Here is a 12685-nt window from a genome sequence, read left to right as displayed (position 1 = left end):
TCATACTCTTATTGATCCAAGGGGGCGGAAGTGGGACACGACTGGAAGCATGGCTACGTCCATACCAACGGCATTCGCATGCATTACGTGGAGCAGGGCGTCGGGCCGCTCGTGCTGCTGTGTCACGGGTGGCCGGAATCGTGGTTTTCGTGGCGTCATCAGATCGAGCCGCTGGCGCGGGCCGGGTACCGGGTCGTCGCGATGGATCAGCGAGGCTACGGCGACACCGACTCACCGCAAGCCGTCGAGTCGTACAACGTCCTGAACCTCGTCGCGGATCTGGTCGGCCTGGTTCATGCGCTCGGGGAAGAGCGCGCGACGCTCGTCGGGCACGATTGGGGCGCCATGGTCGTCGCACCCGCCGCGCTGCTGCGCCCCGACATGTTCGACAGGCTCGCGTTGCTGAGCGTGCCGTACCTGCCGCGCCAGGTGCTGCGGCCCGCGGTTCGCTTTCAACTGCTTTCGCAAGAACAGCACTTCTATCAGCAGTATTTTCAGGAACCCGGACGGATCGAGCGCGAACTGGAAGCCGACATCCGACGCTCGTTGCTGGGCATTCTCTATACGGCGTCGGGGCAGGCGCGCGCGAATGAAAAACATCGCCACGCCAGCTTCGCCCGTTTCGACAAAGCCAGCCGCCTCGTCGACAGTCTCGTGTTCCCCGACGAGCAACCCGCGTGGCTCACGACGGAAGCGCTCGACTATTTCACGGCGCAGTTCGAGCGGTCGGGTTTCCGCGGCGGCATCAACTGGTATCGGAACTTCGACCGGAACTGGGAACTGACGGCGTTCCTGGCCGGCGCGCGCATCCTCCAGCCCACGGTCTTCATCACGGGCGAGTTGGACGGCGTGCTGAAGATGGCGAAGGACGAATACGAGACGCTCGAACGCAACGTGCCGCACCTGACGGGCAAGCACCTGATCGCCGGAATCGGCCATTTCGTGCAGCAGGAAGCGCCCGATGCGGTCAATCAGCTGTTGCTGTCGTTCTTGTCGAATCGGGGACAGGAACGGCGCCCATGAATCAGACTGCCACCAGGCCCGATGCCGGCGCGCTGCGTCGCGCCCGCATTCTGGGCGGCCCGCTGTTTCGAACCCTGCTGTCGCTCGGGCTCACCACCATCGTCGTCCTGATCGCCCAGACGTTCGTCGGCGTGCTGGAGACGTGGTACGTGAGTTTTCTCGGCACCGATTCGCTGGTCGGCGTGTCGCTCGTCTTCCCGGTCTCGATGTTGATGACGATGATGTCCAACGGCGGCATCGGCGGCGGCGTGGCGTCCGCCGTGGCGCGCGCGATCGGCGGCGGCAAGCGGCGCGAAGCGGATGCGCTCGTCCTGCATGCGGTCGTCGTGGCCGTCGTGCTCGGCTGCCTGTTCACGATCGGGGCGTGGTGGTGCGGCCCCGCGCTGTATGCCGCGCTCGGGGGGCGGGGGCCGGGGCTTGCCGCGGCGGTGACCTATTCGAACTACGTGTTCGCCGGCGCGATCCCGATCTGGATCGTCAACCTGCTGTGCGCGGCCTTGCGAGGCAGCGGCAACGTCAGGATTCCCGCGATCACGACCTTTGCCGGCGCGCTGGTGCTGATTCCGCTTTCGCCGTTGCTGATCTTCGGCGTGGGCGCCGTGCCGGGCCTGGGCATTGCGGGAGCGGGGATGGCGGTGTCCCTCTATTACAGCGTCGCCGCGGTCGTGCTGCTGGTCTACATGGCCCGCGGGCACGGCGGGTTGATGCTGACGCGCACGCCGCTGAACCGGCGCTTCTTCGCGGACATTCTCCGGGTCGGCGCGCTCTCGTCGATCGGCGCGCTGCAACTGAACCTGATGGTCGTATTGCTGACCGCGGTGGTCGGGCGTTTCGGCCAGGCCGCGCTGGCCGGCTACGGCATCGCGTCGCGACTCGACTACGTGCTGATACCGCTGCTGTTCGGCATGGGCACCGCCGTGCTGACCGTCGTCGGGACGTGCATGGGCGCGGGCGACGTCGCGCGCGCCCGGCGCGCCACATGGCTCGGCATTGCGATGGGCGCCGGCTTCACGCAGGTCATCGGGCTGGTCGTCGCCATTCATCCGCCCGTCTGGCTGGGGCTGTTCACGCATGACGCGGCCGCGACCCATTTCGGCGGGCTTTACCTGACGACCATCGCGCCGCTCTACGGCCTGGTCGGCGTGTCTTTCATCCTCTCGTTCGCCGCGCAGGGTATCGGCCGTCCGTTCTGGACGATCCTGGGCGGCACGGCCCGCCTGTGCATTGCGGCCGGAGGCGGCTGGCTGGCCGTCAATCAGCTGGGCGGCGGCATGGGGACGCTCTCCGCGTTCGTCGCGGCGGGGACGGTCGGCTCGGCGCTGGTGTGCGCGGCCACGATGGTGCCCAAACGTATCTGGACCCGGGTCGAGGTGTGACGGCGCGCGCACTGGCGCGCCGTTACCGGCCGGCCTCATTTGGAGGATGCTGAAATGAATCGTACCGTCATCGCGGGTTACGTCCGCACGCCTTTCGCATTTGCCCGCAAGGGACCCCTGCACGCCGCGCGTCCCGACGATCTGGCCGCCGTCGCGCTGGCCGAACTGGTCCGGCGCAGCGGAATCGATCCGCACCTGATCGAGGATGTGCTGATGGGATGCGCCTATCCCGAGGGGGCCCAGGGCGACAACGTCGCACGCATCGCATTGCTGCTCGCGGGACTGCCCGTCCGGATCGGCGGGGCGACCGTGAACCGCTTCTGCGGCTCGTCGATGTATGCGATCCACATGGCGGCCGGGCAAATCGCGATCGGGGCCGGCGAAGCGTTCATCGCGGCAGGGGTCGAGAGCATGACGATGGTGCCGCAAGGCGGCCTGTCGGCGTCGCCGAACCCGCGATTCGCGTCGCCGGAACATCCCGATGCGGAGGTTCCGACCCACGCGTACACGCCGATGGGCATCACGGCCGAGAACGTCGCGGCCCGCTGGAACATTTCGCGCGAGGAGCAGGACGCGTTCGCGGTCGAGTCGCAGCGCAAGGCCGCACGCGCGCAGGCCGAGGGGCGTCTGGACGACGAACTCGTGCCCGTCGTCACGCCCGACGGCACCATGATCGATCGCGACCGCTGCCTGCGCCCGCAGACGTCGCTCGAAGGGCTGGCCGCGCTGAAACCCGCGTTCGGGGAAGGCGGAACCGTCACGGCCGGTACCGCGTCGCCTTTGACCGACGGCGCCGTTGCCGTCCTCGTCACGTCGGAGGCATTCGCCCGGCAGCATGGGCTCGACGTGCTCGCCCGCATCAGGTCGACCGCGATCGCGGGCCTCGAACCGGAAATCATGGGGATGGGGCCGGTGCACGCGACGCGCAAGGCGCTTGCGCGTGCCGGCTTGCGCATCGAGGACATGGACGTGATCGAAATCAACGAAGCCTTTGCGTCGCAAGCGATCGCCTGCATGCGCGAGCTCGGCATCGATCCCGAGCGAACCAACATCGACGGCGGCGCGATCGCGCTCGGCCATCCGCTCGGCGCAACCGGCGCGCGGATCACGGGCAAGGCGGCCACGCTCCTGTGCCGCGTCAGCGGTCGTTACGCGCTGGCCACGCAGTGTATCGGCGGCGGGCAGGGGATCGCGACGGTGCTCGAGGCGGTTTAGGCGGTGCGTGAAGGGCGCGCCCCGTCGAGGATCGCGTCGGCATGCCGACGCCATCCAGGACGTGCGGCTGAATTTGCGTTGTGCGGTGCCGCGACGGCATGACGTTCGCGGCACGGGATGCGGATGACGCTGGATGGCCAGGCGCCTGACCCGCGACATCGTGCGGCTCGTGCCGGCAGTGTGCGGCGGGCCGGCCGCCGCGGGTGGCTAGGTGAGTCCCGGGGCGACACCTTGAAGCCCGCGCGGGCGATTGTCGCGGCGGGCCGTGATCACGCCGGCGGCGCGACGGATGCGCCGTTGATGCCGTGGCGCCGCAGCGAATCCGCGACGAAGCCCGACGCCTTCATGTCCTCGACGAATGCGCTCAGTGCCGCCGCGGCCGCTTCGCCGCGGCTCTTCGGCACGCCCATCGCCTGCCGGATCACCATGAAGCGTTCGTCGAGCAGGCGCAGGCCGGGCGTGGTCGCCGCGTCTGTCTCGAGCTGCTGCTTCACGCCGGCCGCCACTTCCAGCTGCTGGTCGACGAATGTCTGCACGACGGCCTGCGACGTCGGTGCACGGACGATCCGGGCGGCCTTCAGCTCGCGCGTGAGGAACAGGTCGTAGGCGCTGCCCTGGCCGACGGTCACGCGGTTGTGAGGCTGGTCGACGTCCGCGTTCGTGCGGATCGGCGACGCGTCGCGCACGAGATAGAACCCCTCGATCAGCACGTACGGCGCGGTGAACGCGACCGTTTCGCCGCGCAGCGGATCGACCGCGAAGAAGCCGAAATCCGCGCGCTCGTCGGTCAGCGCCTGCACCGACTTGCCGGCCGCGTCGAACACCACGAGTTCCAGTTCGGCCGACAGGCGTTCGGCGAATGCACGCGCGAGGTCGATCGATACGCCGAACGGTTCGCCGGTCGCCGGGTCGCGGTTCGCCAGGATCGGGTTGCCGAGATTGATCGACGCGCGCAGCTTGCCGGTCGGCGTGAACGCGGAAAGGACGGAAGGAGAGAGGGACATGGGGGCTCGCTGCGGTCGTAGGGTCAGGGTTCGAGGTGCGCCGGTGCGCGGCGATGCGACGGCATCGAGCTTATCACCTGACCGGCGGAGGGCGCGAAGCGGCGCCGGTCGAGGGGGGCCATTTCGTGTCGATGGTCGGCTGCGTCGTGTCGAGGCGCGAGACGCGGGCCGCAGGCCGCAGGCCTGTGCCGGGGAGACGCGCGTCGATCGGCCGCTTCGAACGCGTCGAGGCGCTGCGCGCGGTGATGCCGCTTCGATCGGGGGCGATCGACGACGACCCTTGCGTCCCGCGATCCGCATGGTGGAACCGGCGTGATAACCGCTAGAATTACGGTTTTAGCCCGGAAAACGTCCATGTCTTTTGCATCGCTCGGCCTGATCGATCCGTTGCTGCGTAATGTGCAGGATCTCAATTACCAGACACCGACGCCGGTGCAGGCCAAGGCGATTCCCGCCGTGCTCGGCGGCAAGGACGTCATGGCCGCGGCGCAGACCGGCACCGGCAAGACGGCCGGTTTCGCGCTGCCGCTGCTGCAGCGCCTGGTGCAGCACGGCCCGGCGGTGTCCAGCAACCGCGCGCGCGTCCTGGTGCTGGTGCCGACGCGTGAACTGGCGGAGCAGGTGCTGCAAAGCTTCGTCACTTACGGCAAGGGCCTCGACCTGCGCTTTCTGGCTGCCTATGGCGGCGTGAGTATCAACCCGCAGATGATGAAGCTGCGCAAGGGCGTGGACGTGCTCGTCGCGACGCCGGGCCGCTTGCTGGATCTCAATCGCCAGAACGCGGTGCAGTTCGATCAGGTGCAGGCGCTGGTGCTGGACGAAGCGGACCGCATGCTGGATCTCGGCTTCGCGCGCGAACTCGACGCCGTCTTCGCCGCGTTGCCCGCCCGGCGCCAGACCTTGCTGTTCTCCGCCACGTTCACCGACGATATCCGCGCGATGGCGGCGGGCATTCTGCAGAACCCGGTCGATATCAGCGTCAGTCCGCCGAACGTCACGGCCAGCAAGATCAAGCAGTGGGTGGTGCCGGTCGACAAACGGAACAAGCCCGACCTCTTCATGCACCTCGTGGCCGAGAACAAGTGGACCCATGCGCTGGTGTTCGTCAAGACCCGCAACGGCGTGGATTATCTGGCGGCGATGCTGGATGAAGCAGGCTATGCGGTCGACACCATCCACGGCGACAAGCCGCAACCTGCGCGCCTGCGTGCGCTGGAGCGTTTCAAGTCGGGCGAAGTGCAGATGCTGGTCGCCACCGACGTGGCGGCGCGCGGGCTGGATATCGACGATTTGCCGCTGGTGATCAACGTCGATCTGCCGATCGTCGCGCAAGACTACGTGCACCGTATCGGCCGCACCGGCCGTGCAGGCGCGAGCGGGGTGGCGGTGTCCCTGGTGTGTGCCGACGAGGCGCCGCAACTGGCCGCGATCGAAGCGCTGATCCGGCAAACGCTGCGCCGTGAGGAAGAGCCGGGCTTTGAAGCCGAACATCGTGTGCCGCAGACCAGCACGACCGGCGAGATCGTCAAGAAGCCGAAGAAACCCAAGAAGCCCAAAGTGCCGCAAGCCGTGCCGGGCGGCGGGCAGGGGCCCGGCAAGAAGCCGCGTGCGCAAGGCGGGGAAGGCAAACGCAAGCCTGCGGCGTCGCGGGCGGCGGGTGCGGGTGCGGGTAAAGGGGCAGGTTTGTCCAGCGGTAGTCCGTTCAGCGCGCAAAAGCCGCGCAGCAAGCCCGCCGGCAAGGCTGTTGCGGGTCCGCGCAAGCCGGGTGGCAAGCCGGCCGGTGGCCGAGGGAAACGCCAGGCTTGATGGGGGCAGCGTTGTGTTGGGCGGATGAATCACGCGTTTAAGACGCGGGACGTATTCGACGCCTCGCGTTCTCGACGCCACATGCCGGGGTTCGGTATTTGACGGGGGCAACGTCTTTTCCGGCATGCATGCGGCATATCTGCGACGTGTACGCGACGATCGTTGAAAAGATGCCCGGCGGAAATATACAAGGAGCTTGTCCGGTAGTCGGATCGTGACGCTGCGATAGTCGTCGATTCTCCGGGTATCCGGCCGGTCGCGGGCGCGTCGGCAACGCGTAAATCGCCGATACTCGACTCAGAGAACCCTTGACGGGATGGTTCGTCGTCCGGCAACGCCGGAGATCATCAGAATAATCATGAAGAACGCGATAACGATGAAGCGGACAAGAACGAATCGAATAGTCTTCCTCTTGATTCTGGCGCTTGGCGCTTGCGAAAAGCGACCGGAAAACGTGACGCCGAGGTTCGACTACGTCCATGAGACGGCGCCTCGATACGAGGTGATCCGGAAGTTCATCGCCGAAGGTCGAATTCCCGAAGCTCAATCCGCCGTGACGGAACTGAAGACGCTGCTTTCTCATCAACAGGAAGAGGCGGCGTCCAGCGACTGTTCCCAGTTGAGCCTCGACGTGGAGAACGTGGAACAGATAGAAGCGGCGCTGGCTTACATCGGAGAAGTCCGTGACGATTGGTCCAACTCATATTCCGAGTTTGTCGACTATAAGAAGCGGCATGACGTCGGGAACATGCGCGCCAGGTTCGACGCAAAAAAGCAGGGTTGCCCCGGGCAGGCATTTGTTTTCAGACCGGAGTACGAACTGGCGGCGCCGATCGTTGCAGAACAGAATAGCGTGATGCTCAGGCGCTACCGGGAGCAAACAGGGCGCGAGCTGGATCTCTCCGGGAAAGGCTCGGCGGCCGATCCCGACTCGCCAATCGGAAGGGCTCGAGTGGTGAGCGGCTCGTCTTCGACCGAACAGGTGGATACGTGCGTGGAGACCGCCCTGGCTGGCCGCTCTGGCGACGAAGTGGAAAATCTGTCGCGCGACGTCCGGCTGCTCTGTGACGCGGGGCTCCGTCGGTGATGGGTGTGTTTGTAGCCGACTGATCGCCCGGTTTCATGTGCCGATTCGGGCAATCGAAAGCGGAAGCACCTCGTGATCGCAAGTAGCGGCCAGGAAGCGATATTCAACACACGCCCGCAGATCGTTCAAAATTACGGTCTTTCGATGAAACCCTTTTCAGCATAACGACGATTTTCGGGGCGTACGCAGGTAGCGGTTCACCATCCCGCCATCTGCCGTTGCATTCAGGAGAGCCAGAGTCATGGGAATCGAGTACAAGATCAAGTTTTCCGTCCCGGCCGGCTACGATCCATCCACGTTTTTCAAAAAATTACCGAACCCCGTCGATCAGCCTTCGATGGCAGAAATCTACAGCTACTCGCTCGAGCAAGACGGGTTCTACTTTGTAGATTACCTGGTGAACAGAGCTGCTGCTGCGCTTGCACTCCGAATATTTATCGATGAAGCGTTGAAGTACGCCGAGCATATCGTGATCTCGGAGCCGTGATGGCAAGGGGGGGCGCGGACTTCCGGATTCGGCCAGAGGCAGTTGCTCGGCGCCACGATTCCTGGGGTGCGCAACACAGGCTTTGCCTGGAGAAATCAAGCTGTATCTTGATCGGGAAGACTGGGCCTCATTGGCTGATAGAGGCATCGGTTTGGTCGTTTTTAGTCGTCGCTGCCGCTTGCGTCCGATTGGGCCCGGCCAATTCCGGACCGTCGAGATAGACTGGCAGCTTTGCCGCCGGAACACGTTCAGAATGGAAAAGCCATCGATGGAGTCTACCGTTACGCTGCGCCAGGCGTATCTGATCATGTTCGAATTTCTCGAACGGGAATGGGAGTCTCTCGATAGGCCTGAAGTGCTAGGCGCACTTCTCAGCAGCCTGGCCCTATGGGGGGAACCCAATGGGCAGGGGGCGCCCATGGACGCCGCGGTGTTCCCTGAGTGGCTCGAGTGCACTCGCCGCGTGCTTCGGGATGGGAAGCATGGTGGTTATGGAAACGCGGACATCAGATTGTCACCCGAGTAACCGTGAGCGCCGGCTTGATGACAGGCCGGTTCCTGCCGCAGATCAGTAACGGTCCGCCATGCCGGGTAGACGTTGGCCACAACGAGACAGTCGACCTTGTGACGTAGACCGATAACAATCTGTCTCCGTCTATTGATCCGGGAGCATCGAAAGTGTTGATCGTCCTTGGCGGGCTACCGGGCACCGGGAAGACGACAGTAGCGCAAATGCTCGCACGCAAGCTCGCGGCCGTTTATCTGCGCATGGATACATTGGAACAGGCGATCAAGGCGTGCAGAGGCGGCCAAGCGGATATTGGGGCCGGTGGCTATCTGGCCGCATATGCGGTTGCCGCCGATAACTTGCGGCTTGGGTCGACTGTCGTCGCGGACTCGGTCAATTCATTGCAAATTACACGTAGCGCCTGGAGAAGTGTAGCGTTCGACGCAGGGGTGCGGATTTGCGAGATCGAATTGGTTTGTTCGGATGCTGCCATGCACCGGCGTAGGGTCGAGGGGAGACAGGCCGATATTCCCGATTTTCAGTTGCCGACATGGCAGAGCGTGCTTGAACGTCAATACGACCCATGGAAATCGGCGCACCTCGTCGTCGACACCGCAAAGTTGTCGGTTGAGCAGGCAGTCGAAGCAATCATGCAGCGACTGTCGTTGGCCCCTCCAGGGAACCAAATGGTTTAGTGAAAAGCACGCCGAACAGGCTGATTGCATCAGACGACGTTCGGCCAGCAGGGGGCTATCGGCAGCGTTCGCAAGATCGGTGGCAATGGTAGCGTTAATCCGCTTCGGATGCGGCGTGAAAAGGGCACATGGATACTGATGACGGAAAAGCAGAGGCAACATTAGATTGGGTCGAGGTGTCGAGGGAGGCGCACGAACTCGCGCTGCGTCATGGAAGGGCTGCTCATATCTTCGCTGCTGGTTTGGCAGATAAAGCGGAATCTACCGACGACTTCAAGGCGGCACAGTTTTGGCGAGCTGTCTCAAGGAGTCTTGCGCCGCGCACGTGAGCTAACCAAATGGAGATCTGATTTGAAGTGCGTTATCTGTCTCTCCCGATCGCTGCCAAGGTAGGGGCGGGTGCGGTTGCTATCGTCCCGGGTTCGAACGAAATGAACCGTTCGACACAGCCACCGGCTTCGTCGAGATTCGGAACCTCGGGTATTTATGGTTTTGCGAGAAGCCCGACAATCAGCGACCGGAGCATCCACGCGACGTATCCTTGCCATAGGTGATGGCGGCTTCATGATGGAAGATGCCCGGTCGCCTGTCGACGAGCATGTCGTTAGCCTCACTGGAAAGATGCGGCTACGTATCTGTTATCTGGCGCCCCCCAGCGGAGATCCTCACTGCAGCGACGGGCGCGCAGAGATCGACAACCTGATTGCTGAACGAGCGCTGCGCGGCGTCGCGATCGACAGGCGCAACTACTTGTACGCCGGCGCCGACACTGGCGGAGAACGTGCCGCCGCGATGTACAGCCCGATCGGCACGGCACGCCTGAACGGCCTCGCTCGCGAGGCGTATCTTGCCTACGTGCTCGAGCGTATCGCTGACCATCCGGTCAGCTGGATTGACGAGCTGATGCCGTGGCGCGTGGCGCCGTTGCTGCCATCAACCGCTCGCGTCGAACCCATCCGATAGCATCGCCCCCCGCCGTCAACAGCCCACGCTACGGTTCCGGTCGGGCGCTTACGGAGCATGCCAGGCGCTCGCTCGATCAACTCGATGCGTGGCTGAGTGCCACGCTGGAAATGCTCGCGGGCAAATCCGCCAGGAGCCGGGCGATCCTCTGCGTTGAACCGGTGGGAAGCGCTCACGCGCCATTGAGACGACGGGCATCTGGAGATCGACACCCGCCAGTTGAACGCGCGCTACGAGGGGTTGCAATCGGACGGCGCAATTACCTGTTCGCGGGTGCGGACTCAGGCTGCGAGCGCGCTGCTGCGATCTACAGCCGGATCGGCACCGCTGGCCAAGGAATGGCATCGATCCCGAAGCATATCTGCGTCACGTGCTGGCACGCATCGCGGATCACCCGATTAACCGGATCAATGAGCTCACGCCGTGGGCTGTCGCCGATCAGCTCGCCATCGCATAAACGCCAGCGCTACACAAGACGGCTCCGGTGACACGCTTACCCGCCACCAACGTGGCAGCGATACAGATTACGCGCCCGGTACGATCGCGCCGACTTGACTTGCCGCTTGCCCTCGGCAGACAGATTGACCTTGCCGAGGGAGATCCATCTTCTATACTTTTCTCGGTGTACGACCCCACACTCAGGCCGTCGGAGACCGTCATGCTGGAGCAAAAACGAATCCAACAACAGGCTGTCTTGATTTCTCTGCTCGCTCTCGCTGTGGTTGGTTGCACTACGCTGGTTAGCGTGCATTACGATCCATCAAAGATGGACCCTCCTGTGGCCTCGTACCGTTATGCTCTGCCCGAGGCGATGGTCAACGTACTCTACACTGTGACATTGACCAAGTGCGGTGAAACGACCCGGAACGTGAGGGACGTTCCATCGATCGGAGTGAAGATCTCAGCGACGATTACCCCTTCCTATCCCGTCGATCCCAACCAATATTTCTACGTGCCTACCGCCAGCCTGCAAGGGGCATTCAAAAACGCCAACGTGAAATTTACTACGGCATCTGATGGCACGCTGCAAGGCGTGAATGGGGAGTTGGCAGACCAATCGCTGCAGGTGGTAGGGGCCGGGTTGCAATCCGTCGCGACGATCGCAGGGGATGTATTGACCGCTGGGGTACATGTTCCCAGGAACGCGAGTCCATCATCCACGCAATTCAACGGGGCATACGGCGAATATTTGGATTTCGCCAATTTGACGAGCAAGCAAAAAAAGCTGATCCCAAACGATACGACAAAACAGATTTTTTTGGATAGCAATGCTTGTTCCGGGACAGCCCAGGCGGCTTTAAAGGACTACACGAAAGCCCAGACTGAACTCAAGAGCGCGTCCCAGAAGGCCAGTGCGGCAAAGTCTGCTCAAGCCGCGTCGGCTGCAGAAGTGACACTCAACCAGGACACCTCGACGATGGCTGACGCGCTCAAAAAAGTGTCGTTCACGATACCCATCGCTGTTGTTCCGACCGCCAATCAGTTCAAACCCGTAGAGGGGGCGCTGAGCCAACCCCCTCTCATGAAAGCCGAGGTTCCGGTCGATCTTTGGCGCTACATTAAAGCGCTTTGGGTCGACCCGGACAAGGCCAAAAAGACCGTCTATGTCACGATCAATGGGGCTGCCAATTCCATTCCGAAGGATCCGCAATCCACGGATGACGGTGAAATCGCAATCTACGTGCTGAGGTCTACCACCGCGACGCAGCCCGCCGGAGCCTCCGACGCATTACCCGCTCAACCCACGGCCGCAACCGATCCCGCGTCAGACGCAAATGGGCAGATCAAGGGCCTGGTGCTGCGGCAACCCGCCGCAGGCCTTGCTCGTACGTGCTTAGGCAAGTGCCTCGACCCGGACACCCAAGGCGTGGTGATTACCCAAACTACCAGCGCGAATGCGGACCTAGCGCCTAGCGTTCCGATCACGCTGCCCCAATTGGGCAAACGGATCCTTGTTCCGTTACATACGCACGTGGGCGACGACGTGACGATCTCCGCCACGTTGTCCGCTGACGGCGCCCCTACAGTCCTGTCATTGGCCAACACCTCGACGTTGGCCCAAGGTCTCACCGCCGTAAGCGGTGCGGCCAACAGCTACTCGACCGCGTTGGGCGCCGAGAACACGGCTATTGGTCAGCGCAACACCGCGCTCACTGCTCAATCCACGCTATCGACCACCAACGCCACGCTCAACGACACGAAACTTAAAGCCCAAGCAGATTGCCTCGTACAGCAAGCTGCGATCGTGAAGGCTGGAGGTACGCCGGTCGCCGGCTGCCAGTAGGCAAATGACCTGCGGTTCCCACTACTGTCCGATGGGAACCACTCTGGCCATTTCTATTCAGTCCGTCGAGACGGGGCTGGGAACTCGTTTACGATAAATTCACCCCCCAAAAAAGTGGCAATTTTCGTTTTGACACGCCCTCGGCTGCGGATTCAACCCGTCGATGCAACACACTTGAAGCTGCATAGCAGCGAGGAGTGTTGCAATGAAACAGAGGCGGCGGATCTACTATACAGA

The 12685-nt window shown here is 63.2% G+C and carries 10 protein-coding genes and 2 pseudogenes; 11 read left to right on the top strand and 1 reads right to left on the bottom strand.

The genetic code is table 11. The features are described 5' to 3' along the window. The first annotated feature begins 30 nt into the window (after positions 1–30). The 3 genes from GQ57_RS27910 to GQ57_RS27900 are packed head-to-tail and all read left to right on the top strand — an operon-like array spanning position 31 to position 3614. Positions 31–1023 carry an alpha/beta fold hydrolase gene (locus tag GQ57_RS27910; protein WP_031397930.1) on the top strand — a complete coding sequence of 331 codons (993 nt, stop codon included), beginning with the start codon at positions 31–33 and terminating at the stop codon, positions 1021–1023. Next, on the top strand, positions 1020–2399 hold the full coding sequence (locus GQ57_RS27905; RefSeq protein ID WP_052001503.1) for an MATE family efflux transporter: 1380 nt from the start codon (positions 1020–1022) through the stop codon (positions 2397–2399). The genes GQ57_RS27910 and GQ57_RS27905 overlap by 4 nt, the downstream gene beginning before the upstream one ends. Positions 2400–2453: 54 nt before the next feature. Next, entirely contained in the window at positions 2454–3614 is a 1161-nt protein-coding gene (locus GQ57_RS27900) for a thiolase family protein (protein ID WP_034199589.1), read from the top strand. A 269-nt stretch (positions 3615–3883) separates the two neighbouring features. On the opposite strand, the gene GQ57_RS27895 is transcribed toward GQ57_RS27900, so the two are convergent. Continuing rightward, a complete protein-coding gene (locus GQ57_RS27895) occupies positions 3884–4618 on the bottom strand; it encodes an ABC transporter substrate-binding protein (RefSeq protein ID WP_034199588.1) in 735 nt (244 codons plus the stop codon). A 354-nt stretch (positions 4619–4972) separates the two neighbouring features. Between GQ57_RS27895 and GQ57_RS27885 the strand changes: the two genes are divergently transcribed. The 8 genes and pseudogenes from GQ57_RS27885 to GQ57_RS27855 all read left to right on the top strand — a co-directional run bounded on the left by GQ57_RS27885 (position 4973) and on the right by GQ57_RS27855 (position 12448). Further along, the gene (locus tag GQ57_RS27885; RefSeq protein WP_034199586.1) at positions 4973–6424 is read left to right on the top strand and encodes a DEAD/DEAH box helicase; all 1452 of its coding nucleotides are present in this window, start codon (positions 4973–4975) and stop codon (positions 6422–6424) included. A 358-nt stretch (positions 6425–6782) separates the two neighbouring features. Further along, on the top strand, positions 6783–7511 hold the full coding sequence (locus tag GQ57_RS27880; RefSeq protein WP_152603367.1) for a hypothetical protein: 729 nt from the start codon (positions 6783–6785) through the stop codon (positions 7509–7511). Between the two features lie 241 nt (positions 7512–7752). Beyond that, complete coding sequence (locus tag GQ57_RS27875; protein WP_034199584.1) at positions 7753–7998, top strand: hypothetical protein; 246 nt, start codon at positions 7753–7755, stop codon at positions 7996–7998. A gap of 678 nt (positions 7999–8676) precedes the next feature. Further along, complete coding sequence (locus GQ57_RS27865) at positions 8677–9201, top strand: AAA family ATPase (RefSeq protein ID WP_031397923.1); 525 nt, start codon at positions 8677–8679, stop codon at positions 9199–9201. A 128-nt stretch (positions 9202–9329) separates the two neighbouring features. Beyond that, positions 9330–9530: a hypothetical protein gene (locus GQ57_RS42140; protein ID WP_152601665.1), complete on the top strand. Its 201-nt coding sequence runs from the start codon at positions 9330–9332 to the stop codon at positions 9528–9530. Between the two features lie 337 nt (positions 9531–9867). Continuing rightward, positions 9868–10164, top strand: a pseudogene (locus GQ57_RS27860) (transposase domain-containing protein); the annotation flags it as partial. A gap of 71 nt (positions 10165–10235) precedes the next feature. Then, positions 10236–10621 (top strand): annotated as a pseudogene (locus tag GQ57_RS40290) (IS66 family transposase); the annotation flags it as partial. Between the two features lie 201 nt (positions 10622–10822). After that, on the top strand, positions 10823–12448 hold the full coding sequence (locus tag GQ57_RS27855) for a hypothetical protein (protein ID WP_152603366.1): 1626 nt from the start codon (positions 10823–10825) through the stop codon (positions 12446–12448). The last annotated feature ends 237 nt before the right edge of the window (positions 12449–12685 follow it).

Origin of the sequence: Burkholderia sp. MSh2 (genome assembly GCF_000731655.1) — a bacterium.
GTDB lineage: Bacteria > Pseudomonadota > Gammaproteobacteria > Burkholderiales > Burkholderiaceae > Burkholderia > Burkholderia paludis.
This window is presented reverse-complemented; position numbering and strand designations above follow the sequence as displayed.

Coding starts and splice junctions, on each gene's coding strand:
- GQ57_RS27905 (WP_052001503.1), top strand. CDS start 1,020: ATGAATCAGACTGCCACCAGGCCCGATGCCGGCGCGCTGCGTCGCGCC.
- GQ57_RS27900 (WP_034199589.1), top strand. CDS start 2,454: ATGAATCGTACCGTCATCGCGGGTTACGTCCGCACGCCTTTCGCATTT.
- GQ57_RS27895 (WP_034199588.1), bottom strand. CDS start 4,618: ATGTCCCTCTCTCCTTCCGTCCTTTCCGCGTTCACGCCGACCGGCAAG.
- GQ57_RS27885 (WP_034199586.1), top strand. CDS start 4,973: ATGTCTTTTGCATCGCTCGGCCTGATCGATCCGTTGCTGCGTAATGTG.
- GQ57_RS27880 (WP_152603367.1), top strand. CDS start 6,783: ATGAAGAACGCGATAACGATGAAGCGGACAAGAACGAATCGAATAGTC.
- GQ57_RS27875 (WP_034199584.1), top strand. CDS start 7,753: ATGGGAATCGAGTACAAGATCAAGTTTTCCGTCCCGGCCGGCTACGAT.
- GQ57_RS42140 (WP_152601665.1), top strand. CDS start 9,330: ATGGATACTGATGACGGAAAAGCAGAGGCAACATTAGATTGGGTCGAG.
- GQ57_RS27855 (WP_152603366.1), top strand. CDS start 10,823: ATGCTGGAGCAAAAACGAATCCAACAACAGGCTGTCTTGATTTCTCTG.